The following is a 26992-nucleotide window of genomic DNA, read 5'->3' as shown; positions in this document are numbered from 1 at the left end:
GGCTATGGATAACCGGAAGTATAACATTTACTTTAATACGCACACCATCAGCGGCATTATCATCTGTGCCATTTTGTATGTGATGTTCTTTGCAGGTTCGTTCTCATTTTTCAAAGACGATTTGGCATCCTGGCAAAAAAACGAGTCGTATGTAAGTCACAAAGGAAAAATTACGAAGGATTTCAACTTCATCCTGGACTCTCTTTCCAGGCATCATACCCTCAAAGGACGGGATGTGGATTTTACCATTCAGCGTCATTCGGTGGGAGCCTACGTCGCCATGAGTACCTCGCACGACCCGGTCGTGCAAAAGATGAATAAGCCCAAGAAAAAGCCGGAAGCCAAACGCGGCGGCGGTCGGGGCAGACGCGGTGACGAGGACTCCGCTTTCTTTACTTATAACTTCAGCCAAAAGAAAGAAGCAGATTACGCCTCTTCTTATACCATAGGCGAATTTTTATATCGCTTGCACTTTCTGGCTCAGCTCAATCAGGTTTTCCCTTTCCGCATAGGGGTGCCTTTTGGGTATATGCTGGCGGGAATTATTTCTTTCATCTTCCTCTTCGCCCTGATTACGGGTTTATTACTGCATTGGGATAAACTAAGGTCTAACTTCTTTACCTTCCGACCCTGGAGTAAATGGAAGACAGTCTGGACCGACTTACATACGGTTTTAGGCGTAATTGGCTTTCCCTTTCAGCTCGTTTTTGCCTTGACGGGTATTATTCTGATCTTTAATTCATTTTTCATTATTCCTTATACCAAGCTGTTTTACCAGGGAAACGAAGAGAAAATCTATCAGGATTTGGGCTATGGAGTAAAGGCCGAGTATCCCTACGCAAACAAGCCTTTAATGGCCTCCTTCGATATCAATGGATTAGTTAGTCAGGTCCAGCAGCAATGGCAGAAAAGTGACATTAGTATGGTGGCCATCCGTAACTATGGGGATGAAAACATGCACGTTATTGTGCAGGCTAAAGCCCATACCGATGCTCAGTTGAATGGAGAAGGAGAAATCATTTACCGCGTTCGTGATCAGAAATTTATCTCTGAAAGCTCGCCACTGGAAATGCCTTCGTACATCCAGACAGTTAAAGGGTTCATTTACCACCTGCACTTTGGTGATTTTGGCGGAAGACCCCTTCGGGTTATCTATTTTGTACTGGGTATTATGGGGTGCCTGGTGATTAACTCGGGGGTCATGATCTGGCTGGTAGCTCGGGATAAGAAGAACATTCCTGCTCGTAAACGTACCTTTAATTTTTGGACAGCAAACGTATACCTCTCTTCGAGTTTGAGCCTGTTACCTGTAACGGCTTTTACGATGATAAGTCTGTTATTCTTGGAAAAACCCGGACAAAGCGACATTTACCACTGGTATTTTTATCCCTGGTTAATCCTGAGTGTGTATTTCCTGGTTCGTAAAGATCTGGATCTGGTCAATCGTCAGTCTACGTTCTTGTCAGCAGTGACTTGTTTTCTCTTGCCCGTACTCGACGGCATCGTTCGCGGAAACTGGTTCTGGAATACCTTTAGCCGCCAGGCCTACGATATTCTTTTCATCGATGTATTATTCCTGATTCTTTCCCTGATGAGCGGATTTGTTCTCTGGAAAATAGTGCAGAAACAACGCCTTCAGCCCAGCGAAGAAACTTCAAAAAACAAAGTGGGTCAGATGAGTCACGCGTAGTCAGGATAAGGCTTAAGTCACTATATTAGTTAGAAAGAAAAGAGTCCATCTGATGTTTAGTTGGACTCTTTTTCTTTGCAGGCTACAGTTAATACTCTCACTGATTTATAGGTTGTCCTGAATGAAAGGCTGTAGGCTTCTCTCTTCGTTTGAGAGTATGTTAGGAAGAAGAGCTTACCCCTCGCTCTGTCATCCAGAGCGAAGCGAAGGACCTTATTACTATTAGGAAAGTAGTTGATCTTGAGGAAACGCCGCCGTCGCTCAGCTCTAGGCCTCTGGCCAGTAGGATGCGAATCCTTAGCTAGTTACAGAACATGTATTCTTAAATAAAAACATCCTTACTAACCTCCGCCAAAGCTGAGCGATGGCGAGAGAAGTAGGGTAAGTAGCCAAGCTAATCTATTCACAAGAAAGTAATTGAAAGGGAAATAAGGTTCTTTGCTTCGCTCTGAATGATAGGCTGGAGGTATAAAAACAAAAGAAAAAGCCAGCAGATAGACTCTTGCTGATAATGAATCTGTAAGTTTATTAACTAGCTGAATAATAGTTATTTGTAGAGATATACTAGCATTTTTGTGACTTTTTTAAGCAGTTTTCCTGCATCTTTTCCTTTCTTTACGGCCCTTCAAAAGCATTGTTAAGCTAAGCCTACGTGAAAATTTATGACAGAAGAGCAGGTCGTACAACTGGCTCCTGATGCTGCCTCGCTGAAAGCGGGAAAAGCTTTAGCCGTCGAAAATAAATGGGTTACTCTATCCTATAATTCTCGGGTTCTTTGGGGCGAAGTGCAGGGAAGTGGCAAGGAACCGTACCGAACGCAGGTTGATTTACAGCAAACCGCTTTCAAGTGTAGCTGCCCGAGTCGAAAATTTCCTTGCAAGCACGGACTCGGCCTTCTATTACTTTTTGCCAAATCCGCTCCCGGTTTTAAAAATTCGGAAGATGAACCCGCCTGGGTGAGTGAATGGATTGGTAAACGTCAGACGAAAGCCGAAAAAGCTGCCGAGCCTGCCGCTGAAGTTAATCCCGAACAAAAGGAAAAAGACCGGCTCAAACGCCAACAGCAACGTTACCAGAAAGTAGAGGCCGGGGTAGGGGAGCTTAGCCAGTGGCTGCGAGATATGGTGCGGACAGGAACCCTGAGCGTGCCCGAAAAGGGGCCTCGCTATTTTGAGCAAACCGCCGCCCGCATGGTCGATGCTCAGGCTACGGGTCTGGCCAATGGAGTGAAAGCGTTTAACCATATCGCTTATTCGGGTTCCAACTGGCAGAGTGAGGTATTGAAGCAATGCAGTCAATTATACCTTTGGACGCAAGCCTTTAAAAACCTTCCTCAGTTACCGCCTCCGCTTCAGGAAGATGTTAAAAATGCCATTGGGTGGGGCCGGTCTGCCAAAGATCTGGGCGAAGAAGCGGAAAGCGTCACCGACGACTGGCTGGTGCTGGGCCGCATGAGCCGGGAGGAAGATCGCATTACCGTGCAGCAGAACTGGTTGTATGGGTATACGTCGGGTCGAATCGCCTTGATTCTCAACTTTTCTTATCAAAATGCGGGCGTAGAAACGCCGCTTGTACCGGGACGAATTTCTAAAGCTACGCTCCAGTTTTATCCTTCGGCCTTTCCTTTCAGGGCTCTGGTTGCTGAGCACAGGGGTTATATAAATACATACCTCGAAGCAAATGCTTTCCCGGATTTTTCCGAAGCCGAAACGTTTTTAAATCAAATCTGGCAAGCTCAGCCCTGGGCCGATGAAATTCCCCTTTGGGTGGATCAGCTTCAACTCGTAAAGGCTGAAAATGACTGGTTCCTTCGCGATAACAAAAGCCAGGTAATGTCCATTGATTCGGCTTTTGATGAGATGAAAATTCTTCAACTGCTAGCTCTGAGTGGCGGTCAGCCCATGCGTTTAGCCATCCTTTACAGCGAGGGTTACGTATATCCTTTAGGCTTTCAACTGGATGCCACTTATCACCTTTTATCCGTTTAAACCATGAATACCTGGAATGAATTAGTGCAGGTAGCTTTGCTGGGAACGGAAAAAAGTAAATTTTCTTCCGAAAGCTTACCGCAGTCCATCCAAACACTACTGGCTAAGGCCGACCCGCAGGATCGGGAAGGTTTTTTTCTGACAGCAGCGGCCCTGACCTATCAATACGAGCGTTCAGGGAAAAAACGGGCCCTGATGGACTTACCAGCCATAACGCCAGCGGAACAGGAAAGCCGCCTGGAAGCTCCAAAGGAAGCCGTCGATTTACTAAAAAGGCTTCTCGATCAGCAGCCTTTGAACGCCACGTTACTGAGCCTTTACTTACAAAAGCTTCAGGAAAAAGACTGGGTGATCCCTAGTGCTCATTTAGTGCAGGTACTTAATGTCGAAGATGCTCAGGTTCAAAAATCCCTTCTTCCCGTTTTAGGCAAGCGGGGCGAGTGGTTACGCTCGTTTCATTCCCCCTGGCAACAGGCCGCCGAAACAGACTGGGAAAAAAGCTGGCAGGAAGGAAAAATTGCTGAACGAAAGAAGGCTTTGTATGCTTTTCGGGAACAAAATCCCACGCTGGCTCGCCAGCGACTGGAAGAAAGCTGGAGCGAACTCGCGGCCCGCGAAAGAAAAGAGTTACTGGAAGTATTATCCCTGAATCTTTCTAAGGACGACGAGGCCTTTTTAAGAGCCATTCAGCAGGAATTAAAAGGGAACAAACCTTTAACGCAGGAAACCAGACAGCTTATTTTTCGCCTATTAGCCCTTTTATCCGCCGGAGCCGAACAGCTTTTTTTGCAGCAAAACCTTCCTACGTACATTATTCGGGAAAAGAAGTTACTGGGATTAGTTTCTACGCCCAAGTTGGTTTTACCCGAAGGCGAAGACACTTTTTTCTCCCTGCAACGCTTTGCTCAGGACTGGGGCTTTTATGATAAAAATCCAGATTCTTATCAATACCAGAGTTTAAGTGATTACTGGTTTTGGGAAGCGGTAGCTTTGACCAATCCCCAAATTTGGCGTGAAGCCTTAAAAACGGACTGGGCAGGCGTGGTGAAATTCTTTACCATTGAAAACGCCAAGGCCGACCGTTCGGCGGCTCGCCATAAAGCTTTATTGCTCGCCTCGGTTCGCTTTAATGTGCCCGAATTATTTGTAGAAGCCTATCAAAAAGGCGTTTCCTTTACGGGCGTTACCACGTTCTCGCTTCAGGATTACCAGTTCATCTTGCAACGTATCCCTTTCCGGCAGTTATATCTCCAAAAAAATGAGCTGTTGCAGGGCTCGTGGTCGGCGGAGTTGAGTCGACACATTTTTCAGGAACTGCTTGAACTCGTGAAAAGCTCACACGTGTATCTGGACTTTGCCCGGCAGGCCAGTGAGTACTGGTATGAGTTTTCGGATGCTGAAATAGATGGATTATTACCCGAAAACACGCCTTCGTATTACCGTTCCGGTGAAGAAAAATTAGCTGCTCAACTGAAAGAAATTCTGAGTCTTCGCCGCTGGATTCGAGCTTTATGAGGAGTTGATAGTTCTGGGCGGCCGCCGCTGCGGTTATTGGTTGATAGGCCGTGTTTTGTAGCCCAATAATAGATCATTAACTAATTACAAGAACGTAATTCATTCTAACCTACTAAAATTTTACCATGAACGCTTTACGCCAACACGCCGAAGAGCAATTTGCCCACGAGTTAGAAGAACTTCAAAAGCAGGATAATGGCCAACGTCCCCCCAACTGGATTCTTACGCCTCAATCAGTAGTAACTTACTTAATGGGAGGTACGCTGAAAAATGGATTTGAGGTAAGTCCCAAATATATTGGCAGTCGTCGCTTGATGGAAATTGCGGTGGCAACACTGACAACCGACCGGGCTTTATTACTCTACGGTTTACCGGGAACGGCTAAATCCTGGGTTGCTGAACATTTGGCCGCTGCCGTTTCGGGGAACTCAACGTTATTGATTCAGGGAACCGCCGGAACGGGCGAAGAGGCCATTCGTTACGGCTGGAATTACGCCCGTCTACTTTCCGAAGGACCCTCCGAAAACGCTTTAGTGGTTACACCAATGATGCGGGCGATGAAAGACGGGAAAATCGCCCGAATTGAAGAATTAACCCGGATTTCCGCCGATGTTCAGGATACGCTGATTACTATTCTGTCCGAAAAAACGCTTCCCATTCCAGAGCTTAATACCGAAGTGCAGGCTACCAAAGGTTTTAACGTCATTGCCACGGCCAACAACCGTGATAAGGGGGTTAATGAGTTATCCAGTGCTCTGAAACGTCGTTTTAATACTGTGATTTTACCCGTGCCCGAAAGTATGAATGAAGAGGTGGACATCGTGCAGCGTCGGGTAAGTAGTCTTTCCAAAAGCTTGGAACTGCCCGCTGAATTACCTAGGCTAGCTGAAGTACAGCGGTTGGTTACCATCTTCCGCGAGCTACGTTCAGGGGTGAGCGAAGATGGAAAAACCAAACTTAAAAGTCCATCGGGTACGATGAGTACCGCCGAAGCCATTTCGGTAATGAATAACGGCATGGCTCTGGCGGCTCATTTTGGCGATGGTAGGGTAACGGCTGAGGATTTGGCGGCGGGCTTGATTGGAGCCGTCGTAAAAGATCCCGTTCAGGATAAAGTCGTCTGGAACGAATACCTGGAAACGGTCCTTAAAACCCGCGAAAATTACCGTGACATTTACCGGGCCTGTAAGGAATTAAGCCTATGAGGATTCATTTGCTTGGCATTCGCCACCACGGGGTGGGTTCGGCCCGGCAGGTGCAGCAGCGGCTGGCCGAAGTACAGCCCGATCTGATTCTGGTGGAAGGTCCGCCGGAACTGACCGAACTTTTACACTGGATGGCTCATAAGGAGCTAACGCCTCCCGTGGCCATCCTGGCTTACGATGCGGACGATCCGCAGAAAGCCGTTTTTTATCCCTTTGCCGAATTCTCACCCGAATGGATAGCGGTTCGCTATGCTCAGGAGCAGTCCATTCCGGTTCGCATGACGGATATGCCTTTGGTGCACTCGCTGGCTACCAAAGCGGTTGAAAAGCTCGATAAACTTGAAAATGCCGAGCAGCCCCAGCGGCGGGTTTTTCCATTGGAAGAGTTGGCCCGGCTTGCGGGCTATGATAATTACCACGACTGGTGGGAAGAACGCTTTGAACAGGATATGAGCCAGGGCGAGAGCGAAGCGTATTTTCAGGCCGTTGAGTTAACGATGCAGGCCAGCCGTGAAGCTGAAGAGGGCATCGATCGAACAAACGATGAAGTTCGGGAAGCATTTATGCGACAGTCGCTTCGCGAAGCTCAGAAAGAAGGCTTTGAAAACATTGCCGTCATTTGTGGAGCCTGGCACGTACCAGCTTTGGGTGATCTGAAGACGACGAAAAAAGAAGATGCTCAGAAGATCAAAGGTTTGGCTAAAACCAAAGTTCGCCTGACCTGGATTCCCTGGACCAATTCCCGTATGAGCTGGTGGAGCGGCTACGGAGCAGGCATTCACTCGCCGGGATGGTATGAACACCGCTGGAAAAACCCGGATGATCTTGGCGAATGGTGGTTAACAAAAGTGGCCCGTTTGCTTCGAAAGCAAAAAGTAGACGTTTCTACGGCTCACGTCATTGAAGCATACCGACTGGCGGAGTCACTGGCCATTCTTCGCAACTTACCCAGAGCAGGACTTCGTGAATTAAATGAAGCCACCCAGTCGGTCATGTGCATGGGTGAAGGCATCCTAATGCGACTCGTGCAGGATGAGCTTATTATGGCTTACCGCATGGGAAGCGTGCCTCAGGAGTTACCAAAACTGCCAATTCAAACCGATTTTGAAACAAAAGCAAAGAAGCTTCGGCTCGAAATTCGGGAGGATCGCAAATACCTGGAGTTGGACCTTCGCAAAGAACTGGATCTGAGTCGGAGTATTTTCTTGCACCGTTTGCGGGTATTAGACATTACCTGGGCAGATTTGGTTCGAACTTCCAGTAAGGGAACTTTCAAGGAAGGCTGGCAACTGAGCTGGCGACCCGAGTCGATTCTCGAATTGATTGAAAAAGCCATTTGGGGTAATCGGATTGAAGACGCAGCTACGCAGTTGTTGTTCGATCAAAGCAAAAAAAGCACCTCCATTACCGAATTAGCTGCCAAACTCGAAGCGGCCATCCCCGCCGAGTTATTCGGAGTATTAGACGGATTAATTACCCGTATTAGCGATTTGGCTACGGTTTCAGCCGATATGCAGGAGCTGATGACGGCCTTAACGCCGCTAGTAACCGTAAGTCGCTATGGAAACGTTCGTAAAACGGATTTCTCGGCCTTAATGCAGGTCGTTGAAAGTTTGCTAACCCGCATCTGTATCGGCTTGCCTACGGCCTGTTATGGACTGGATGATGACAATGCCCGAAAAATGTTTACGCTGATTCGTCAGGTGGATGAATCAGTGATGCTCTTAGAGATCGAGCCGCTTCTATTGGAATGGCAAAATACGCTGAAAGTATTAGCCGATAAAGAGCAGATTCCGCCGCTGTTAAAAGGCGGTAGTAGCCGTTTACTATTTGATCGCCGCCTGCTCTCGGAAGAAACCATGGCTCAGCTCTTTGAACAGGCTTTGTCCAAAGGGTATGAACCCGCTTATTCGGCGGCCTGGCTGGAAGGTTTCTTAAAAGGGAGTGGACTCATCTTACTTTACGATCCTATTCTCTGGAAGTTACTTTATACCTGGGTAGCCGACTTAGATAACGAGGTATTCATCGAGCAACTGCCCGTCTTACGGCGAACCTTTGCCGAATTTGAAGCTGCTGAACGCCGAAAGCTGGGGGAGAAAGCCAAGAGCTTACCCGCATTACCCACTCGGACGGTAAGCCTGACGACGGATGATTTTGACTTTGAACGAGCCGAGGCGAGTCTACCCACTATGGCGGCACTTTTAGGATTGATGTAAGCAATGGAAAAGCAAGAAGAAACGCTTAAACGCTGGCGACTCTTACTCGGAGGCCAGAACGCGGACGGAACGGGCGTGAGCCTAAACGACCAGGAAAAGCAGATTGATGAAGCTTTATCGGCTCTGTATGATTTTGAACAACGAGGCAAGTTTGAATACGGACCTAACCAGAAAGGGGGCTCGGGGGCTTCGCAGCCTAATGTAGCTCGTTGGCTGGGAGATATTCGCCAGTATTTTCCTGCTTCGGTCGTACAAGTCATGCAGCAGGATGCTTTGCAAAAGCCGGACCTGCAAAAAAAGCTACTTTTCGAACCTGAAATTCTGGAGCAGGCCACGCCCGATGTACATCTGGTAGCTACATTAATGGAACTGGGAAAACTCATTCCTTCCAAAACCAAAGACACGGCTCGCCGGGTGGTCCAGAAAGTGGTGGATGAATTGCTGGAAAAGCTTTCACAGAATACCATTCAGGCTATTACCGGAGCTTTAAATCGAGGTGTTCGGAACCGTCGCCCCCGGCTCAATGAAATGGACTGGCCTTCGACGATTCGTAAGAACCTCCGTCATTATCAGGCAGACTATAAAACCATTATTCCCGAAGATCTCATTGGTTTTGGACGCAAAACCCGCCGCAGTTTAAAAGACGTCGTTTTGTGTCTGGATCAATCGGGTTCGATGGGAAGTTCGGTGGTGTATTCGGGCATTTTTGGCTCGGTTATGGCCTCCATTCCTTCGATAAAAACCCGCATGGTCGTTTTTGATACCGAGGTTGTGGATTTGACCGAAGATTTAAATGATCCGGTAGATTTGCTCTTCGGAGTTCAATTGGGAGGTGGAACAGATATTGACCGGGCTCTGGGGTATTGCCAGACGGTTATTCAAAAGCCTAACGATACGATTCTGGTATTGATTACTGATTTATACGAAGGCGGAAATCAGCAGCAAATGCGGCAACGCATGCAGGAAATTGTGGCTTCTGGCGTACAATTAATCTGTTTGCTGGCTTTGAACGATGAAGGAGCTCCGTATTACGATGCGAGAAACGCGAAGTTTTTAGGAGATTTGGGCGTTCCGGTTTTCGCCTGCACTCCCGATCTTTTTCCCGAAGTGATGGCTGCCGCTATTAACAAACAGGATTTAAAGCAGTGGGCGGGCGATCAGGACATTGCTCTGAAGGGATAATTACGAAAGACAAAAGACATGCAACTCATTGCTGATAGTGGTTCTACAAAAACCGACTGGCGGATGCTGGCCGATGACGGAAGTGTGGGACAAGCCCGTACGGTTGGATTTAATCCTTTTTACCAAAGTTCCGAGCAAATCGCTCATGAATTAAAGCTGAGTTTGAAGCCTAAAGTAAAAGAGCTGGTAACGGCTATTTTTTTCTATGGAGCAGGGGTTACGGGAGCCGAGAAGGCTCAGGTAATCATGGATGGATTAAAGGACGTTTTCCCGGAAGCTGAACACATCGAAGCCCATTCCGATATGCTGGGAGCGGCCCGGGCCTTGTGTGGGCGGGAAAAGGGCATTGCCTGCATTTTAGGAACGGGCTCTAACACCTGTCAGATTGAAAACGGTGAAATCACCCATAAAGTAGATACCCTGGGCTTCTGGCTGGGGGACGAAGGTAGCGGCGGTTATCTGGGGAAAACGCTCGTACAGACCTATCTCCACAAAGAGTTACCCCAAGCCTTACACGAAAAATTTGAAAAGCGTTACCCAAACCTAAACCGGGACGTAGTGCTGGAAAATGCGTATCAAAAGCCCTTTCCCAATCGCTATTTTGCCGGATTTTCCAAGTTTCTCTTTGATAACAGAACTGACGCCGCAGCCTATCAGATTGCAGCGAATGCCTTTGGTTTATTCTTTGAAAAGTACGTTCAAAAATATCCAGACTATTCAAACTACCGGGTTAGTCTGACGGGCTCAGTAGCGTTTTATTACTCGGATATTATTCGAAGAGTCGCCCGGGAAAAGAATATTACCATCGGTGTAATCATGGAAACACCCATTGCCGGATTGACGCTTTATCATCAGGGGAAATCATAAAAAAAGGCTGTTGAACATTTCTTCAACAGCCTTTTCATTAAGAAAGATTGGTAGTGTTTTCAGTGGATTCCAATGCTACCTTGTTTTCGAGTAAATCAGCTACCGTGTTTTGCTCTAATACGTGAAGGTTGGCATCCCGCCAGTTTCGCATGACATTTCGCAGCGTACAGGTGTGCTCATCGGCACAATCATCGCATTTCCCGTAGAAATACAGCGATACGCATAGGGTAGGCGAAATAGGTCCGTCAATGATGCGTAAGACCTTTGCAAAACTTACTTCCTCGGGTGGAATTCGAAGCATGTATCCTCCTCCTTTGCCTTTTTGACTTTGGAGTATGCCATGATTGCGTAGGTCCAGCAGGATTGCCTCCAGAAATTTCTTGGGAATTTTTTCCTGTTCGGCAATGTAGGAAATCAAAACGGGCTTTTGGTTTCCGTACTCCTGACCCAACACTTTCAGGGCTTTAAGAGCATATTTGGCTTTTTTAGAAATCATAATGATGAAGTAACCTTAAGAGCGGTTCTTTGTCAATTTTGCTTTGAATCTACGAAAAGTTTACCATATCTATCATTTCCCTAGGACAGAAAGGCTTCCCTGTTCGATGAAATTATATAATTCTTATTAAATACTTTCACTTCAGACTAAGCCTTTTACATCCCCAAACTCCGGTTACGTCAATTTATTTTATATAAAATGAAAGTTCTAGTAGACTTTTCCGAATGAATAACGACATTTAGTGAGAAAAAATCCATTTTTTTCAAGCATACGTCTTGGGAAACAGAAAATTCTGGCTAATTTTGCCGCTCGATTCTGAAAAAATGAGTTATCCGTTGTCTGTTTCGTAACAACGGCTCGGACGGATAACAGGTAACCAAATAAATAAATAAGGCAATGAAAAGAACTTTCCAACCATCAAATCGCAAGCGTCGCAACAAGCACGGCTTCCGCGAGCGGATGAGCACTCCTAATGGTCGTCGTGTATTGGCAGCTCGCCGTGCCCGTGGTCGCTGGAAATTGACCGTTTCTGACGAAAAACGTCACAAACAATAGTCAATAAAGATTTTCCGTACAAAAAGGACGCTTGCCCAGGGTAAGCGTCCTTTTTGTTTTCAAAGTAGAGACGCGACTTCATCACGTCTGGTTTCTCCTGCAAGCAAGTTAGGGAGTTACCCATGGCCTCCCGCCCTGGCTGGTGTCTTCACAGCCATTAATAAGCACAGTGGTTGGTGAGGACACCAACCATGGTAGAAGATTTTCCGTAAAAAAAGGACGCTTACCCTGGCAAGCGTCCTTTTTGTTTTCAAAGTAGAGACGCGACTTTATCGCATCTGGTTTCTCCTGCAAGCAAGTTAGGGAGTTACCCACGGACTCCCGTCCTGACTGGTGTCTTCACCAACCAGGGCGGAGAAAAGGTGGCTTTATTGCCTTTAAATTGTTAATAGAGGCGACAAAAGAACCTCATCAATTCTTTTGCTGACCGTTTTCAAAGCGGGCGGCTCCCAGTTTATTGCCCTTGGCATCGAAGAATTCTCCTTCTCCTGTCAGACTAATCATTCTGCCATCCGTAAACGTGCCTACCAGTTTGCGTCCATCGCCAAAGCGGTATTCTCCCTTACCAGCCGGCATACCTTTGGCATTGTAGGCACCATGCCAGCCGAATTCAGGATGAAAACGGCACAGGAAAGTATCGGGATTTTGCAATTGAACCACAATCTCAAATTGATCGGGATTGGCCTGTACATAGGGTACCAGGTAACGAGGCGTCGAGGAATAACCTAGGGCATCAATGACGACAAAATCAGCTTTTCGCTTGATTAAGTAATCGTGAAAATCCTTTTGGTTTTCGGTAAATGGGTAATTGGTAACGTAGCTATCCGAAAAAACAATGAATAGACTTGGCTTTCGGCAGATAACCATGGAGTTTTTTGGAGCGTATTCCCGAATCCAGGCTGCTGCTTGAAAATAGTTCTCGTGTGCCGGATCGTAATTGGGAACCCGGGCAAATTGTCGTAAATACTTAAGTCCCGAGCCTTCCCGCGTTTCGGTAGCCGTTTGCCCCACGAAACTCGGAACAAGTAATAAAAACAGGAGCGGCACCAGCGTTTGAGTAACTACACGATTCGTAACCTTTACTTTCGCAAGAGCTAAAATGATGAGGTAATACAGTCCATAAATGCCACAAAAAACAAAGAAAGGCACGATGTGAATCATGAGTCGATTCCCCGTCCAGACTTCAGGGTAGATGAGTAGTAGGGCAAAAGTTGCCAGTCCGTATCCGGCAATTAATAGCCGATACTGCTTGAGATGGTACCAGCCCAAAGCCATAATAGCCAGCAGTACCAAACTGCCGATCCATTCTTCCGAAGACACGGGTACTGAATAATCTTCTACGTTGGTGCTTAGCGTGGCCGTGGGAATTTCCCGGGTCAGGTAACGCTCGGTATTATGATAAAATCGCTCGACCCAGCCGCTAAAACCCTGCACGGTGCCTTCTTCAGGCCGCAACGGATTAATCATCTGCATATCGCGAAGGTGACTATCACCGCCGAGTTTGGAAGCCCGAATTTGCCAGGGCAGAATTCCCAGAAAAAAGACTATGGCCATTAACCCAATGTGCAGCCATTTCTTACGAAACAGCAGGTAAAGCCCTACGCCCGCCAATATCATCAGACCCGTTTGCCGGACGTAATACGAACAAACGACACCAATCATAAAACCCCAGAAGTAAGGATCTTTCCAGGCGGGGCGACTTAAATCAGCTCGTACAAAAAGCCAGATGGAGAGCAGCGAGATAAAGAAGTACGTCAGCTCGCTCATCATCATGGTGGAGTATTGAAGAATATGGAAATTCAGCAGTACCAGTAAAGCACTAACAAAAGCCAGGTGAATGTTGCGACTCATGCGGCGGAATAAGTCGAACATCAAAAGAATAGAGGCGATGAGAAAAACGCCGTTGAATCCCTGAATGGTAGTGGTTTTGGTCGAGAAAAACTTCATAATCATGGCAATTACGAAGGGATAACCCGGCGGGAAGTGATTCGCTGGTACTTTTTCTGGCCCGGTAATACCCACGTAGCCGTCCCCCTGAGCGATGGCTTTCCCGAGGATATAATAATCCGTGGCATCTCCGGTAAGGGAGATTTTCTTGTCAAAAATGTACTGAAAGACAAACCAGCCAATGACAATTAGTAAAAAAGCATAGATAAAGAGTAATAGCTTTTCCGAAGAAACCCCCAGGGTAGCCGCAGGGGTGGGGTGGGGGGAAGAAGGTGTAGTGGCTTTATTTTTCATTCATGAACCAGCTTTCGATCTGCCCAAAGATACAATTGAATTCCACACAACTCGAAAGAAGTGGGAACGGCCTTTCGATGAAGTAAAGAAGAACTTTTGCCGATTTGATTCTCAAACTCGTCTACGGAGTCGAATAGTTTCCCTAAAAACTGCTAAACTCGCAGTTAGATTGCAAAAAAATGGCCTCTCCACGTCGCATAACATTATGATTTTCCTCTTCGCTTATACTCTAAATTAAACATTTCAAAAATGAAGTCTTCCGTACGGATTCAATTAATGATCATGATGTTTCTCCAGTTTTTTACCTGGGGGGCCTGGTATGGTCAGGTAACCAAGTACCTGGGTACGACGCTCGGAGCGACGGGTGAGCAGCAGGGGGCCGCCTTCTCGACTTTTTCCATTGCCATGCTTATTGCTCCTTTTTTCGTGGGGATGATTGCCGACCGTTATTTCTCGGCTCAGAAAGTGATGGGTGTGCTGAATTTGCTGGGGGCAGGTGTTTTGTATTTTTTAACTCAGGCCGATAATCCCGATACGTTTTTCTGGTTGATTCTGGCGTACTGTTTAACCTTTACACCTACGCTGGCTCTGGCTACTACCATTGCCATGAATCAGATGGCGAGTCCTGAAAAAGAATTTCCTAACATCCGGGTAGCGGGGACAATAGCCTGGATTGTAGTGGTTAATATCATTGGTTCGCTCGGCGTAGGGGATCAGGTAACGATTTTCCAGTTTGCTATGCTTACTTCGCTACTACTGGGAATTTTCTCATTCTTTTTACCGGACACGCCTCCCAAGGCGGCGGGGCCGGCCCAATTCTCTCAGATTCTGGGTACGGATGCCTTTGTATTATTTAAGGATCGCTCGTTTGCGATTTTCTTTTTGTCTTCGATTCTGATCTGTATTCCTCTTTCCTTTTACTACGCCATGGCCAACCCTTCCTTAACGGATTCTGGCATGGCGAATGTCGAAAACAAAATGTCTTTAGGGCAGGCTTCAGAAGTTATTTTCATGCTTTTATTACCCTTATCCTACAGCCGCCTGGGCGTGAAGTGGACCTTCATTGTTGCTTTAATCGCCTGGATTTTACGTTTCCTTTGTTTTGGCTTTGGCGATGCGGGTTCGGGAGAATGGATTTTATACCTGGCGATTATCCTGCACGGCGTATGCTATGACTTCTTCTTTGTAACGGGTCAGATTTATACGGATAATAAAGCCGGTGAACGCATCAAAACTCAGGCACAAAGTCTGATTAGCTTTGCTACATATGGCGTGGGTATGGGCGTTGGCTCGTACATTGCCGGTGTTTTAAAAGATACGTTTACAACATCGACAGGCATGAACTGGAGTGGTTACTGGATGGTACCCGCGGGCATTGCTGCCGTTATTTTATTACTATTCATTGCCGTTTTCCGGGAAAGAAAAACCGAAATTAATGCATAAGTAACCGTTGGTTGTAAGAACAAAAAATCCCTCGCTAGTAGTTAGCGAGGGATTTTTTGTTCTTACCTAGAGGTTTGCCTAAAAGGCTTCGACTTCCGTTCCTGCGAGTGGAATAGTAATAGTGAAACTGGTTCCCCGGCCCACTTCTGATTCTACGTCGATGCGGGCTTTGTGCGACTGAATAATGCTCAGTGTTGCCGCCAGACCCAACCCAATGCCATTGTTTTTTGAAGTGAAATAAGGCTCGAACAAACGACCAAGGTTTTCAGCCGGGATGCCTGAACCATTGTCTTCCACGGAAATGTAACAGAAGTCGCCTGCCACATGATTCTGAACGTGCAGAATGCCCTCTTCGGGCTGCATGGCTTCAATGGCATTGACAATGATATTAAGAACGGCAATTTTGACTTTTTCTTTGTCTACCTTAATGAAGCAGTCTTCGCCGTAATCTTTTTGAAGCGTGATGTTTTTAAGTTGAATTCGATCCAGTGCCAGAGCCAGTGTTTCATCCAGCAACTGATGGACAGAAACATCGGCCAGGTTGATCTCTGCCTGACGAGAAGAATTCAGTAGCTCTGAAATCAAATCATTGATGCGTTGCGAGTTGCGTTTGATGATCTGCGGGTACATCAGCAGATCTTCTTCCTGCATACCCGTCAGTAACTCATCGGCTGACAGGTTAATATTGGTCAGCGGGTTGCGAACTTCGTGAGCCAGCGTGCGAACCAGACGAGCCGTAGCCGCCAGTTTTTCCGTGAGTAAAGTATCGCGTTCTGCTTTTTTACGGGCTGTGATATCATGCACAATACCCTGAATTTGTTTACTACCAAAACCATCGGTTTGTAAACTGGCGTAGATCGTACAGTAACGTTTGTCACCCTGACTGGTTTGCAGAGCTACTTCAAAATCTTCAATTTCACCAAACTGCTCCAGCATCGTCATGAAGAGGGCATAGCGTTCGGTACTTTCAAAGATTTCTGCCATCCGTTTTTTCGTGAATTCTTCGGGAGTATATCCGAGTAATTCACTACCGTTGGGATTGACATACAGAAATTCACCCGATGTATTGGCCAGAAAAATCATCTCCCGCAATTGATTAAATAAACTGCGGTACTGGCGTTCACTATCACGTAATTTATTAAGTGTGGTGGTCCGCTCCAGGGTGTAACGAATGCAGCGTTCGAGTTTTTCAGCGTTCAGATCACTTTTTACCAGATAATCCACGGCACCTCGACGAGTAGCTTCTTCGTCTACTTTGCGATCGCCCCGGCCCGTAAGTAAAACCATGGGTGTTCGCAGGCCAATCGCATTGGCCTCTTCGATGAGATCAAGCCCTGTTTTGGCCCCTAGGAAGAAATCAACGAAAGCGATGTCGGGTTGCTGCTCTTTAAGTTTAGCCAGAGCTGTAGAATAGCCATTGGCCCAATCCAGCGTAAAGTGATTGCCCGGAATATCCCGTAGCGAATCGCTGGTGAGCAGATAATCATCCTCATCGTCATCCACAATGAGAATCTTTGTAAAGTTATTCATAAGTCCTCCCTGCTCGCCAGAGAGCATTTGGTGGTGAAATAGATTAATCGGAAGTTACAGGTATCTGAACAATTTCAAACCAGTACTTGCCAAGCGATTTAGTAACTTCAATAAAGTCCCGGAAGGTAACAGGCTTAGTAATAAAGCAGTTAACACCCAGGTCGTAACTTCTTAAAATATCTTCTTCTGCATGAGAAGTCGTGAGAATGATCACTGGAATCCTACGAAGGTCGGGATGAGATTTGATATGCTTCAGAGCTTCGCGTCCATCCATTCGGGGCATATTCAAATCCAGCAAAATTAGGCCCGGTCTGGGGCTTAATTTCGGATTCTCGTACTTCCCTCGTCTTAATAAGTAATCGAGCAACTCCAGACCATCTTCTACAAAATGAATTTCATTGAGTATAAAGTTTTCTTCTAGTGCTTCCTGAGTCATCTCCCGGTCTTCTTCATCGTCATCAGCGATAAGAATCACGACCGGCTTCTTCTTACTAATCGTTTCCATAACACTTTTATTCTAAAGAAGAATACGTGTCGTCTGTATACACTATTTTCTTCCTGTTAAATGACAGTAACTTGCTGCTCAGGAAGTAGGAGTACGAAGGTTGTTCCCTGTCCGCTTTGGCTGGTGGCGTAAATAGCCCCCCCATGATTCTCCACAATTCGTTTGCAAATGGCTAGGCCCATTCCTGCTCCTTCATATTCTGAGCGGCCATGTAATCGCTTGAAAAGTGTAAAAATCTGTTCCGAATACTTCGATTCAAAGCCTATGCCGTTATCGGCAATGGTAAGCTTGTGGAAATTCTGACCCACTGGTAAACGGGCTTCGGCAATTTCTTGACGCGAAGCGGGTAGGGAGTTAATGGTAATGGTTAAAGAACGTTCGGGACTATTAAACTTCAGGGCATTACCAATCAGATTCTGGAATAGCTGGTGCATCTGAGTGGGTAAGGCCAGAATGGTTGGTAAGGACCCGATGCTGACGCTTGCCTGAGTTTCGGCAATACGCAGCTCAAAATCACTCAGTACATTCTTCACTACATCCTGAAGCTGAACGGGTGTAAAAGGCTCTTCGGGACGGGAAGCCCGGGAGTAGCTCAACAGGCTATCAATCAAAAGCTTCATGCGTTGGGTAGCCCCAAGCATCCGGGTTAGGTAATGAGCACCTTCGTCGCCTAAATTTTCCCGGTATTTGCTATTGATACGCTCCCCGAATGAAGTAATTTTTCGCAGAGGCTCCTGTAAGTCATGCGAAGCAATGTAGGCAAATTGTTCCAGCTCAAAATTAGACTGGTCTAGTGCCTGCATTTTATTTTCCAGCTCTTGCTGATACTGAACTTTAGCCGTCAAATCGGCTGTGATTCCTACTAAATGTAATTTCCCGGTAACGGGATGAACCTGCGTACGGCCCTGTGAAAGCAAAACAAGTTCTTTTCCTTCGTAATTCGTTACGCGATATTGAGCTCTGAAGGAAGTCTGATTATCAATGGCTTCTTGAATAAGCTCATAGGTATGTTGACGATCAGGCTCCAAAATTTGCTGAATGTACCAGTCAAAATTTAGTACCTCTTCGTCATGAGTTGGGATGTTAAAAACATCATATAAGCCCCTGGACCAGTGGATATAACTTTGGCCTATCTCCCAATCGAACGTACCAAATTGTAATAAAGATTCAGCTTCCCGAAGGTAAGAAGTACTATCATAAAGCTGAGACATAGTAAAAAGGGCAGAAGTTTAGAAATAGTTACGGCTCATCATACCCTAAAAAGAGCATGATGAGCCGTAAGAACTTAAGATAAATGGTAATTCTTCATTTTGTTATAAAGCGTTTTCCGGTCAATACCCAGAAGTTGAGCGGCTTTGCTTTTATTGAAGTTTACCTGTTTGAGCGTCTTGAGAATCATGTCATATTCCGCTTCCAGTGCTGCCGAACGCAGGTTGGGCTTTTCGCCTTTGTTGGCATCGGGCGTAGCAATGGCAATGGGAGGTTCTGTATAATAAGGCTGAGTTGGAATAACGGGAATGACCTGAGGTTGCTCTGGTACATACGTGGGCATCGGGGCCGAGTTATCCATGGATTGCAGCTTATTGAAATGGACAATTTCAAAAGGCAGGTCGCGAGATTGAATAGCTTCGCTATCGGTTAATAACGTAGCCCGTTTGATCACATTTCGCATTTCGCGTAAGTTACCCGGCCACTCGTAACGCATGAACAAATCCACAACGTCTTCGGCAAATCCACGCACTTGCTTACCCAATTCACCATTGGTTGCCTGAAGGAAATAATCGGCAAAGGTCATAATATCAGCGGGTCGTTCCCGTAGGGGCGGCACGTCGATACTAAACTCATTGAAACGATAGTAAAGGTCTTCTCGGAATTTTCCTTTTTTCGCAGATTCAATCAGACGTTCGTTGGAAGCAACAATGATGCGAACATCAATCGGTGTTTCTTTGGTGCCGCCCAATCGGCGAAGCTTCCGCTCCTGCACTACCCGCAATAAAGAAACTTGAACGTCGTAAGGCAAGTTACCTACTTCATCCAGAAAGAGAGTCCCACCGTGAGCTTGTTCAAAGTGTCCAATTTTCTGATTTAAGGCACCCGTAAAGGCTCCCTTTTCGTGCCCAAAAAGCTCGGACCCTGCCAGCTCTTTAGAGATCGCTCCACAGTCCATTGCGACAAAGGGACCACCGGAACGTTTACTGCGTTTATGAATCTCCTGAGCAACGGCTTCTTTTCCTGAGCCGCTTTCTCCGTAAATGATTACGCTATAATTAGTCGGTGCTACTAAATCAACCTGACGATAAAGATATTTGGATTCAGCACCATTTCCGAAGATGTATTGCTCTGAGCCTGAAGGCCGTTTGGCAGGTGCCTGGGTTGGAGCTCCCGAATCATTCGTCGCCGAAGGAGGCGGAGCCAGCGTGCCAGCTGCACTTTGCTCAAGGGCCTTACGAATGGTTACTAAAATTTCATCGGGAAACAGAGGCTTCGTTACGTAATCGTATGCACCCTGTTTCATTACATTAACGGCAATCTTAATATCTGAGTAACCGGTAATGATGATTACAGGAACCCTGGGAAACTGCTCTTTAATGCGAACCAATAACTCACCCCCATCCATATCGCCGAGGCGAAAGTCGGTCATGACTAGATCGGGTTTAAAATCAGTTAGTGTTTCAAGACCAGAGGTTCCATTATGAGCAATGGCGACCTCGAAGCCGTTACGCCCCAAGAATCGCCGTAGAAGCAGACAAATGTCCGTATCGTCGTCAATTACTAATATTCTCTGCATAAAAACCTGCCATTGCCCTCACTTAAAAAGAAGTCCTCATATTCCTTAAAGGAGGACTTATGTGTTTATCGTTAATACTATTGCTTTCCAAAACAAGGCTGACCTGTTATACGCCACGCCGGAACTGGGCCGATTGAATACCAAGCTGGTCGCGGTATTTGGCAACCGTACGCCGTGAAATCAAATAACCCTGGGTAGCCAATAATCGCATCAAATCAAAGTCATTGAAAGGATTACGTTTGTCTTCACAGGAGATATGTTCGACCAGAGCCTGTTGGATGGCCTTGTTGGATACTTCCGTTCCGTTCTCAGTACGGATACCTTCTGTGAACAGATCTTTCAGGTGAATAAGTCCGAAAGGAGTCTGAGCATATTTACCGGAGGTAACCCGGGAAATGGTCGAAATATCCATACCAATGCAATCGGCTACGTCTTTGAGAATCATAGGCTTAAGCAAACGCACATCCCCTGTTTCAAAGTAAGGACGCTGTAGCTGAACCAGAACCCGCATGGCTCGATGCATCGTGTTCTCCCGCTGACGAATGGCATCAACCAGCCACTGAGCTGATTGCAATTTATTTTTTAGGTAAGTAGCAGCACCGCGTTCACGGCTGGTGTCCACTAACCCAATGATAGAACTATTTACGCGAATATCAGGCCAGTTGCCGCGATTAAGTGCTACCTCGATTCTTCCATAATCATCATAGTGAAGTACATAATCAGGAATGATACCTCTTTTAATGACCATGGAATCGTTATTTCCGCCTACAATAGGTTTCGGATTTAACTTACCAATTTCAGCTAGAGCCAGGCGTAACTCGTCTTCATCAATTTCCAGGCTTTTACAAATCTTTTCAAAGTTACGATTTGAAAGCTCAGTAAAGCAGTTAGTAACGATTTCAACGGCCCGTAAGGAAGCTGGTGTAGCTCGACGGCTTTCGAGTTGTAATAATAAACATTCACGTAAATCCCGAGCTGCCAAACCAGCAGGTTCGAGTTCATCGTGAATGGCCGCAAGTACTTCTTCCACTTCTGAACCATCCACAAAAATTCCATGCCCGAATGAATAGTCATCGGCCAGAGAATCGGCATCGCTACGCAGAAAACCGTCGTCATCGAGTGAATCGATAATGAAATCGGCAATGCCACGCTGACGATCCTGTAGGTTCATCCACCGAATCTGTTCCTTGATTACTTCCCGCCAGGTTTCCTGTTCAACAATGGGAGTAGAGTAGAGGTCATCTTCAGCGTTAGGGTCTTGGCTTAAGCGTGTTTTATATTCAGGAATATCATCATTCGAAAATTCATCCCAGTCCCGATAATCTTCAACATTGGTCGGCGTCTCATAATCTGACGAAGAATCGTCGTGACTATCAGACATCTCCATTTCGTCGGTAGATTCATTTTCATTAGCTCCTTCTTCCAACAGAGGGTTCTCTTCCAGCTCATTACGAAGGTGCTGTTCGAGTTCCAGGGTAGAAAGCTGAAGGAAATTCAGGAACTGTATCTGCTGAGGGGCGACCCGTAGCGTTTGTTTTTGGCTTTGTGATAAATTAACAGACGTGCTCATAGAGTGGCTTGGATCATTAAGGCGGTAACTGAAGTACTTTACCTTATCATAAAGTCAAGCCATGTATTTCATTTTGAAAGTTATGTTGCATATTCGATACGAAATTAGAGGACTTAGCATACTTTTTTTGTTGATAATCAAGCGGTTTATACAATTATTTAAATTTTAGGCTTGATTTAACTTTCATTAACGGAAGTTTTCAGGGAACAGTAACTGCTTCAAATCCCCTCCTCCTATTTCCCCATGTTGTAGAAAATTTACCACTAGGTTTTGCCCTTTTTATAGATGAAGTCATCTAGCATCTGGTTACTTAACATTGCCGCAGCTTCCGCAATTGCTATTTTAATTCTATTAACTTATCTGGGACTGGATCAGGTGAAATCAACGGCCTGGTTTAGCGAACGCGTAGAGCATACCTATAAAACTATTAATGAAAGTGAGCAATTACTGGCTCACATGAAGGAAGCAGAATCCAGTAATCGGGGATACATGATTACCGCCAGCGAAACGTTTTTAAAAACGTATAAGAAGGCCCGTCGGGAGTATAACCTTTCGCTTAGACGGATGGCCAATCTAGTAATAGACAACGCCCATCAGATGAGGCGTTTGGCTATTTTTGAAAATTTAAGCCGGGACAAATGGCTGACGATGGATGAAAACATTCGGCTGCAACCCACCGTGAAAAAGCAGAATCTGGATGCTAATGTTCTGAAAGGTAAGGCCATCATGGATGCCATGCAGAAGGTCATTCTGGAAATACAGCAGGAAGAAAGTAAGCTTCTGCAAAGCCGGCTTAAGGCCCGGCAACGGGAGTTTAGTTTAGCACCAGCTTACTTGCTGATTCTGGCTCTATTAGCCGTTTTGTTATTAATCATTTCGGCAGGAATGCTGAACATAGAATTAAGACGCCGTCGTGCCACCCAGAAAGATCTGGAAAAAAAGATAGAAGCGTTAAACCGCTCAAACGCCGAGCTGGAACAGTTTGCTTATATCGCTTCGCATGACTTACAGGAACCTTTACGTAAAATAAGAGCGTTTGCTGATCGGTTACTGATTCGTCAGAAAGACAGTTTGTCTGAAGATGGGCAAACGATGCTTGACAAAATTTCCAATGCTGCCGAACGCATGCAGGGGCTGATTAACGATTTACTAACCTACTCGCGAATGGTAAGTCGGACGGATACCGCTCAGGTCGTTAATCTGAGCAGCTTGTTGGAAGAGGTCAAGGCGGATTTATCACTGATGATTTCAGAAAAAAATGCTCAGATTGACTGTGATGCCTTACCCACGCTGCTGGTTTATCCTACACAGATTCGGCAATTGTTTCTGAATTTGTTGAGTAACGCTCTTAAATTTCAACAAACGGGCATTAACCCTCGAGTAAGAATTAGTTACAAACAGGTAACAGGCCAGGAGATTCCTAACATCGATACGGATCTCAAAAAAGAGCAATCGTATCATCGCATTCGGATTAGTGACAATGGTATTGGCTTTGAACCCGAATATGCCGAAAAGATTTTTATCATCTTTCAGCGACTGCACGCCAAGACAGCCTATGGCGGTACTGGTATAGGCCTGGCTATTTGTCGCCGGGTGGTTACAAACCACGAAGGGTATATCTTTGCCGAGGGAAAACCCGGAGAAGGTGCTATCTTTACTATTTATTTTCCTATGGAAACCACCAGTCAGGAATTAGTAAATCCAGTCTTGGTCACGGGAAAGAATGAGCGAACCTATTGAATAAAGTGAAGGCTTTTTGTGCAAAATATGAATACTCAAATTCCTATATTGGTTGCCGATGATGACGAAGATGATCGTTTCCTGATTAAAACTGCGTTTCGCGACAGCCTGCTTGTAAACGACATCTTCTTTGTAGCAGATGGGGTAGAGCTCATGCAGTTTCTTCACAATGAAGGAGCTTATGCAGATCGTGGACGCTTTCCCAGACCCGGCATTATTTTTCTCGATTTAAATATGCCGCGTAAGGACGGCTGGGAGGCATTAACTGAAATTAAACAGAATCCGGACTTAAAAGCAATTCCTGTGGTTGTATTGACTACGTCCAATTCAGAGCGGGATATTCTGAAAACCTACGAATCAGGAGCTAACTGCTACATTACCAAGCCTATTTCTTTTGATCAGTTACTTCAGATCGTAAAGAGCTTCGGGCAGTTCTGGTTGAATATAGCTTCCGTACCCGGTAAATAAAAAAGCCAATTCGGGGAAGAATTGGCTTTCTTGCTAATTAAAGCGGCGTGCGAATGTTCAGATCAGGCGAAGTCAGAGGGAGTGTCTCAATAACTATGGCTTCTTTAGGTTCCGGGTCATGGTCTTCCGTCACATCTTTGAGCCAACTGAAGAACTTTTCCTTTAAGCTTTTTTCAGGTTTCAGGCTAATCTTAGCGGGAAAGGCTGGTCTTTCGTCCGTAACATTCTTTACCCATATAAGTGACTTCTCCAGAACCTGAGGACCATTTGAATTCAGAAAGTTCGTCGTTACCCGTTTAACCGCAAAAGGCACTAACATCCGAAGCGGCCAGGCGGCTCTTCCCAGGGGAGTAAACTGCAAGGCGAGATCTATACCTCGGCCAATGCCGTTACTAAACAGATTATTTTCAGGCTTGGCCATAAGACCAGAAACCGTGTTGATGACTTGCCGGGCTGGATTGATATCGTCTTTGATGCCGTCAAATTGACGTTTGATCTGTACCTTGGACACTTCAAGCTGATTCTTCAGCCGAGCTCTTTCCGCCTGCAAATCTGATAAATTTTCAATTTTTCTTTCCATAATAAGCTGAGTAAGGACTATCGTTTGTCTAACTATTATTTTTCTTCAGGCTTATAATAAAAGCGTTTGATGAAGGTATTAAGGATAGGGATTTTAATAAACTTATCCCGAATCATAAATAATACAAGTGTAATCAGGGCATAGCCCAACGCTACCAGACCAAACCCTGCGGCCACGCTACCCGTACTTTCGCCAATCCACCAGGCCAAAGCAATACTTCCAAAAAGGACAACCATTCCACCGAAAACCGATAAAATGATTATTGCAGCTAGAGAAGAAACAATATCTGCTGTTTTGTCGGCGGTCTGAAGCACTGCCATATTCCAGCGTGCTTCAATATATTCAGTAATACGTCCAAATAAATCCTCAGCAGATTCACGTATATCTTTCAGAGATTCCATAGATTAAATGCGGGTGAAACAGATAGATTTTGGTTCAAAAGAATCATTTTAATAAAGGAGAATCACTTCAAATCGCGTGGTGAAGAACAAACGGGGAACCCAAATCTGAGTTCCCCGTTTGTACATAGACGAACCGATCGGTAATTAGCTCAATTGTTCGTTTACTTTTTTCTTAGCTACATCAGCTGTATCTTCAGCTTTGCTCTGTAATTCATCGAATTTAGAACGAGCTTTGTCTTTCAGATCTTCAGCTTTAGAAGTAGCCTGGGTTTTCAGGTCGTCTAAAGAAATTTTGCCTTTCTGAATAGCTTTCAGAATTTCATCGGCAATATCGTTTACTTGTTTTTTTACTTTTCCACGTGTATCAGTTCCTTTATCGGGAGCGAATAACAGACCGATAACGGCACCAGCTGCGGCTGCAGTTACAATTCCCAAAAAGATTTTTCCATTATTTGACATGATATCCTCCTGTTTAATTTGTGAAACTTTTGATTCGTGTTGATAAATGAAACACCCGTGCCACCGCAAGACAATATAGGGATAAATACTTTGAAAATAGGTATAAAAACGCTTTTATTAATAAAGGAAGATATTTATAATGGTGATTCCTGAATCCCCATTTCGTCATCTTAGAAACGAATTAAGAACAAAATGGAGCAGATTGGGGAATTTTTCACACAGAATTGCTTTGGTATATTATTTTAAAAATACTTCCCGGATACCGCACCGTACAGGTGTTTTAGGTTAGGTGGAAGATCGGCATTGGGCAAATCCACCGGGTTTGCCCAATCTTTTTTAATCACGTCCTATTAAGAATTAAAATAATAACTAACAAGTAACACGGATGACTTAGGATATTTCCTATGTTTTAACTTATACGAGATATGCCCACGTATCTTCAGAGTATATATGGTAACAATATGAAGGTTTTAATCGTAGATGATGAAGAAGACTTATGTATGTTGTTAGGCAGCTTTCTGCAAAGAAAAAAAGCCGACGTAAGTTATGCTAACAACCTTCGTAGTGGTTATGAACAACTAATGAGCGTAAATCCAGACGTTGTTTTTCTTGATAACAACCTTCCTGATGGTACGGGGCTTGATGCTTTGCCTAGCTGGCGTCGACTATATCCTGGCAGTCGGATTGTAATGATTAGTGCGATGAGTAATCTTCGCGAAAAGGCATTAGCCTCAGGAGCAGACGCTTTCCTGGAAAAGCCACTTAGTTTTAGACTAGTAGAATCTGTTTTAGACTAATACAACCTATCACTTGATTATTGATACGAAGCTCGGGCATCTAGTCTGAGCTTTATTTATTTTTACGAATACAGGACATCGTTAGCATTTTTTCTACTAAAAATGATACAATCGTTGTACGAATAAGGAGCAATACTAGAATCTGCATTGCTCTTTATTCGTACGCTGACTTTCATCGGTGAATCTATACCCCAAAATGAGGTGATGGGGATTATTTTTCTACACTAAGTACATTTACTTATGATCGATGCTTTCTTTGGTTTCTTCTATCGTGCGATCAGTTTTGCGTTTAAATTCCTGCCAATCCGATTGAACTTTTAACTTTAGTTCTTTCAGAGAAACATCTAGTTTATCACGTTCTAATTCCAGCTTAGCCTTACGTTCCTGCCAGCGAACTTTCTCTTTTGCCTGAGCTACTTTAATTTTTCCATCAATTCGGTCAATTTCATTCTGCAACGCCGACTTTTGATCCTGAAGTTTTACTTTTAGTTCCGTACGCTCTGCTTCGAGATCTTCTTTGCCCTCTTTTGTCTCCTGGCGAACATCTGAAGCAATATCATCGTAAGCCTCTTTAGTTTTCTCAGCAGCTTTGTCGGCAGCATTTTCAATTTTATCCTGAGCTTTCTGGGCATCGTCAGCTACTTTGTGTTTGTCTTTCTGAGAGCAGGCGATGAATGAAGTGCTCAATAACAAAACTGAGCTGAGGTAAATGAAGGATTTTTTCATGATTAAATAAGTAGAAATAAGGGAGATACG

Annotated in this window: 23 protein-coding genes; 12 read left to right on the top strand and 11 right to left on the bottom strand. The window is 45.3% G+C overall.

Annotated features, from left to right (window positions below):
• Positions 1-4: 4 nt before the first annotated feature.
• The 7 genes from QE357_RS19915 to QE357_RS19885 all read left to right on the top strand — a co-directional run bounded on the left by QE357_RS19915 (position 5) and on the right by QE357_RS19885 (position 10663).
• On the top strand, positions 5-1690 hold the full coding sequence (locus QE357_RS19915) for a PepSY-associated TM helix domain-containing protein (RefSeq protein WP_309711173.1): 1686 nt from the start codon (positions 5-7) through the stop codon (positions 1688-1690).
• A gap of 662 nt (positions 1691-2352) precedes the next feature.
• Positions 2353-3678: an SWIM zinc finger family protein gene (locus QE357_RS19910; protein WP_309711170.1), complete on the top strand. Its 1326-nt coding sequence runs from the start codon at positions 2353-2355 to the stop codon at positions 3676-3678.
• A 3-nt stretch (positions 3679-3681) separates the two neighbouring features.
• The gene (locus QE357_RS19905) at positions 3682-5193 is read left to right on the top strand and encodes a DUF5691 domain-containing protein (RefSeq protein WP_309711167.1); all 1512 of its coding nucleotides are present in this window, start codon (positions 3682-3684) and stop codon (positions 5191-5193) included.
• 125 nt (positions 5194-5318) lie between these two features.
• Positions 5319-6398, top strand: coding sequence for an AAA family ATPase (locus QE357_RS19900; protein WP_307141517.1), 1080 nt, complete (start codon positions 5319-5321; stop codon positions 6396-6398).
• A complete protein-coding gene (locus tag QE357_RS19895) occupies positions 6395-8614 on the top strand; it encodes a DUF5682 family protein (protein ID WP_309711163.1) in 2220 nt (739 codons plus the stop codon). Before QE357_RS19900 ends, QE357_RS19895 begins: the two co-directional genes overlap by 4 nt.
• Positions 8615-8617: 3 nt before the next feature.
• A complete protein-coding gene (locus QE357_RS19890) occupies positions 8618-9796 on the top strand; it encodes a VWA domain-containing protein (protein WP_309711160.1) in 1179 nt (392 codons plus the stop codon).
• 18 nt (positions 9797-9814) lie between these two features.
• Positions 9815-10663, top strand: coding sequence for an N-acetylglucosamine kinase (locus tag QE357_RS19885; RefSeq protein ID WP_309711157.1), 849 nt, complete (start codon positions 9815-9817; stop codon positions 10661-10663).
• Between the two features lie 37 nt (positions 10664-10700).
• Here QE357_RS19885 and QE357_RS19880 read toward each other — a convergent pair whose 3' ends face one another.
• A complete protein-coding gene (locus QE357_RS19880; RefSeq protein WP_106637024.1) occupies positions 10701-11159 on the bottom strand; it encodes an Rrf2 family transcriptional regulator in 459 nt (152 codons plus the stop codon).
• A gap of 396 nt (positions 11160-11555) precedes the next feature.
• Here QE357_RS19880 and rpmH point away from each other — a divergent pair, with 396 nt between their 5' ends.
• The gene (gene rpmH / locus QE357_RS19875; RefSeq protein WP_093208143.1) at positions 11556-11714 is read left to right on the top strand and encodes a 50S ribosomal protein L34; all 159 of its coding nucleotides are present in this window, start codon (positions 11556-11558) and stop codon (positions 11712-11714) included.
• Positions 11715-12125: 411 nt separating this feature from the next.
• Here the strand turns inward: rpmH and QE357_RS19870 are convergent, their stop codons facing one another.
• Entirely contained in the window at positions 12126-13955 is a 1830-nt protein-coding gene (locus QE357_RS19870; protein WP_309711145.1) for a phospholipid carrier-dependent glycosyltransferase, read from the bottom strand.
• A gap of 249 nt (positions 13956-14204) precedes the next feature.
• Here QE357_RS19870 and QE357_RS19865 point away from each other — a divergent pair, with 249 nt between their 5' ends.
• Positions 14205-15398, top strand: coding sequence for a nucleoside permease (locus QE357_RS19865; protein ID WP_106637021.1), 1194 nt, complete (start codon positions 14205-14207; stop codon positions 15396-15398).
• A 78-nt stretch (positions 15399-15476) separates the two neighbouring features.
• Here QE357_RS19865 and QE357_RS19860 read toward each other — a convergent pair whose 3' ends face one another.
• From QE357_RS19860 to rpoN, 5 genes are all read right to left on the bottom strand, one after another.
• Complete coding sequence (locus QE357_RS19860; protein WP_106637097.1) at positions 15477-16928, bottom strand: hybrid sensor histidine kinase/response regulator; 1452 nt, start codon at positions 16926-16928, stop codon at positions 15477-15479.
• A 43-nt stretch (positions 16929-16971) separates the two neighbouring features.
• Positions 16972-17433 carry a response regulator gene (locus QE357_RS19855; RefSeq protein WP_106637020.1) on the bottom strand — a complete coding sequence of 154 codons (462 nt, stop codon included), beginning with the start codon at positions 17431-17433 and terminating at the stop codon, positions 16972-16974.
• Between the two features lie 56 nt (positions 17434-17489).
• The gene (locus tag QE357_RS19850) at positions 17490-18644 is read right to left on the bottom strand and encodes an ATP-binding protein (RefSeq protein WP_309711137.1); all 1155 of its coding nucleotides are present in this window, start codon (positions 18642-18644) and stop codon (positions 17490-17492) included.
• A 74-nt stretch (positions 18645-18718) separates the two neighbouring features.
• Positions 18719-20221, bottom strand: a complete 1503-nt coding sequence (locus QE357_RS19845) for a sigma-54 dependent transcriptional regulator (protein ID WP_309711133.1) — start codon at positions 20219-20221, stop codon at positions 18719-18721.
• A 106-nt stretch (positions 20222-20327) separates the two neighbouring features.
• Positions 20328-21791 (bottom strand): RNA polymerase factor sigma-54, encoded by a 1464-nt coding sequence (gene rpoN, locus QE357_RS19840; RefSeq protein ID WP_309711130.1) that lies wholly within the window; start codon positions 21789-21791, stop codon positions 20328-20330.
• 285 nt (positions 21792-22076) lie between these two features.
• Between rpoN and QE357_RS19835 the strand changes: the two genes are divergently transcribed.
• Positions 22077-23531, top strand: coding sequence for a CHASE3 domain-containing protein (locus QE357_RS19835; protein WP_309711127.1), 1455 nt, complete (start codon positions 22077-22079; stop codon positions 23529-23531).
• 27 nt (positions 23532-23558) lie between these two features.
• The gene (locus tag QE357_RS19830) at positions 23559-23999 is read left to right on the top strand and encodes a response regulator (protein ID WP_106637014.1); all 441 of its coding nucleotides are present in this window, start codon (positions 23559-23561) and stop codon (positions 23997-23999) included.
• A gap of 37 nt (positions 24000-24036) precedes the next feature.
• Here QE357_RS19830 and QE357_RS19825 read toward each other — a convergent pair whose 3' ends face one another.
• The 3 genes from QE357_RS19825 to QE357_RS19815 form a co-directional block, all read right to left on the bottom strand.
• Complete coding sequence (locus QE357_RS19825; protein WP_309711124.1) at positions 24037-24579, bottom strand: hypothetical protein; 543 nt, start codon at positions 24577-24579, stop codon at positions 24037-24039.
• Between the two features lie 35 nt (positions 24580-24614).
• A complete protein-coding gene (locus tag QE357_RS19820; RefSeq protein WP_106637011.1) occupies positions 24615-24980 on the bottom strand; it encodes a phage holin family protein in 366 nt (121 codons plus the stop codon).
• Positions 24981-25124: 144 nt separating this feature from the next.
• Positions 25125-25439: a YtxH domain-containing protein gene (locus QE357_RS19815; RefSeq protein ID WP_106637010.1), complete on the bottom strand. Its 315-nt coding sequence runs from the start codon at positions 25437-25439 to the stop codon at positions 25125-25127.
• A 425-nt stretch (positions 25440-25864) separates the two neighbouring features.
• Here QE357_RS19815 and QE357_RS19810 point away from each other — a divergent pair, with 425 nt between their 5' ends.
• Positions 25865-26236: a response regulator gene (locus QE357_RS19810; protein WP_106637009.1), complete on the top strand. Its 372-nt coding sequence runs from the start codon at positions 25865-25867 to the stop codon at positions 26234-26236.
• A 234-nt stretch (positions 26237-26470) separates the two neighbouring features.
• Here QE357_RS19810 and QE357_RS19805 read toward each other — a convergent pair whose 3' ends face one another.
• Positions 26471-26962: a hypothetical protein gene (locus QE357_RS19805; RefSeq protein WP_106637008.1), complete on the bottom strand. Its 492-nt coding sequence runs from the start codon at positions 26960-26962 to the stop codon at positions 26471-26473.
• Positions 26963-26992 lie beyond the last annotated feature (30 nt).

Source organism: Siphonobacter sp. SORGH_AS_0500 (assembly GCF_031453245.1).
GTDB lineage: Bacteria > Bacteroidota > Bacteroidia > Cytophagales > Spirosomataceae > Siphonobacter.
This window is presented reverse-complemented; position numbering and strand designations above follow the sequence as displayed.

What these genes read in the sequence shown, in the direction of transcription:
- QE357_RS19915 (WP_309711173.1), top strand. Translation starts at nt 5, where the DNA reads ATGGATAACCGGAAGTATAACATTTACTTTAATACGCACACCATCAGC.
- QE357_RS19910 (WP_309711170.1), top strand. Translation starts at nt 2,353, where the DNA reads ATGACAGAAGAGCAGGTCGTACAACTGGCTCCTGATGCTGCCTCGCTG.
- QE357_RS19905 (WP_309711167.1), top strand. Translation starts at nt 3,682, where the DNA reads ATGAATACCTGGAATGAATTAGTGCAGGTAGCTTTGCTGGGAACGGAA.
- QE357_RS19900 (WP_307141517.1), top strand. Translation starts at nt 5,319, where the DNA reads ATGAACGCTTTACGCCAACACGCCGAAGAGCAATTTGCCCACGAGTTA.
- QE357_RS19895 (WP_309711163.1), top strand. Translation starts at nt 6,395, where the DNA reads ATGAGGATTCATTTGCTTGGCATTCGCCACCACGGGGTGGGTTCGGCC.
- QE357_RS19890 (WP_309711160.1), top strand. Translation starts at nt 8,618, where the DNA reads ATGGAAAAGCAAGAAGAAACGCTTAAACGCTGGCGACTCTTACTCGGA.
- QE357_RS19885 (WP_309711157.1), top strand. Translation starts at nt 9,815, where the DNA reads ATGCAACTCATTGCTGATAGTGGTTCTACAAAAACCGACTGGCGGATG.
- QE357_RS19880 (WP_106637024.1), bottom strand. Translation starts at nt 11,159, where the DNA reads ATGATTTCTAAAAAAGCCAAATATGCTCTTAAAGCCCTGAAAGTGTTG.
- rpmH (WP_093208143.1), top strand. Translation starts at nt 11,556, where the DNA reads ATGAAAAGAACTTTCCAACCATCAAATCGCAAGCGTCGCAACAAGCAC.
- QE357_RS19870 (WP_309711145.1), bottom strand. Translation starts at nt 13,955, where the DNA reads ATGAAAAATAAAGCCACTACACCTTCTTCCCCCCACCCCACCCCTGCG.
- QE357_RS19865 (WP_106637021.1), top strand. Translation starts at nt 14,205, where the DNA reads ATGAAGTCTTCCGTACGGATTCAATTAATGATCATGATGTTTCTCCAG.
- QE357_RS19860 (WP_106637097.1), bottom strand. Translation starts at nt 16,928, where the DNA reads ATGAATAACTTTACAAAGATTCTCATTGTGGATGACGATGAGGATGAT.
- QE357_RS19855 (WP_106637020.1), bottom strand. Translation starts at nt 17,433, where the DNA reads ATGGAAACGATTAGTAAGAAGAAGCCGGTCGTGATTCTTATCGCTGAT.
- QE357_RS19850 (WP_309711137.1), bottom strand. Translation starts at nt 18,644, where the DNA reads ATGTCTCAGCTTTATGATAGTACTTCTTACCTTCGGGAAGCTGAATCT.
- QE357_RS19845 (WP_309711133.1), bottom strand. Translation starts at nt 20,221, where the DNA reads ATGCAGAGAATATTAGTAATTGACGACGATACGGACATTTGTCTGCTT.
- rpoN (WP_309711130.1), bottom strand. Translation starts at nt 21,791, where the DNA reads ATGAGCACGTCTGTTAATTTATCACAAAGCCAAAAACAAACGCTACGG.
- QE357_RS19835 (WP_309711127.1), top strand. Translation starts at nt 22,077, where the DNA reads ATGAAGTCATCTAGCATCTGGTTACTTAACATTGCCGCAGCTTCCGCA.
- QE357_RS19830 (WP_106637014.1), top strand. Translation starts at nt 23,559, where the DNA reads ATGAATACTCAAATTCCTATATTGGTTGCCGATGATGACGAAGATGAT.
- QE357_RS19825 (WP_309711124.1), bottom strand. Translation starts at nt 24,579, where the DNA reads ATGGAAAGAAAAATTGAAAATTTATCAGATTTGCAGGCGGAAAGAGCT.
- QE357_RS19820 (WP_106637011.1), bottom strand. Translation starts at nt 24,980, where the DNA reads ATGGAATCTCTGAAAGATATACGTGAATCTGCTGAGGATTTATTTGGA.
- QE357_RS19815 (WP_106637010.1), bottom strand. Translation starts at nt 25,439, where the DNA reads ATGTCAAATAATGGAAAAATCTTTTTGGGAATTGTAACTGCAGCCGCA.
- QE357_RS19810 (WP_106637009.1), top strand. Translation starts at nt 25,865, where the DNA reads ATGCCCACGTATCTTCAGAGTATATATGGTAACAATATGAAGGTTTTA.
- QE357_RS19805 (WP_106637008.1), bottom strand. Translation starts at nt 26,962, where the DNA reads ATGAAAAAATCCTTCATTTACCTCAGCTCAGTTTTGTTATTGAGCACT.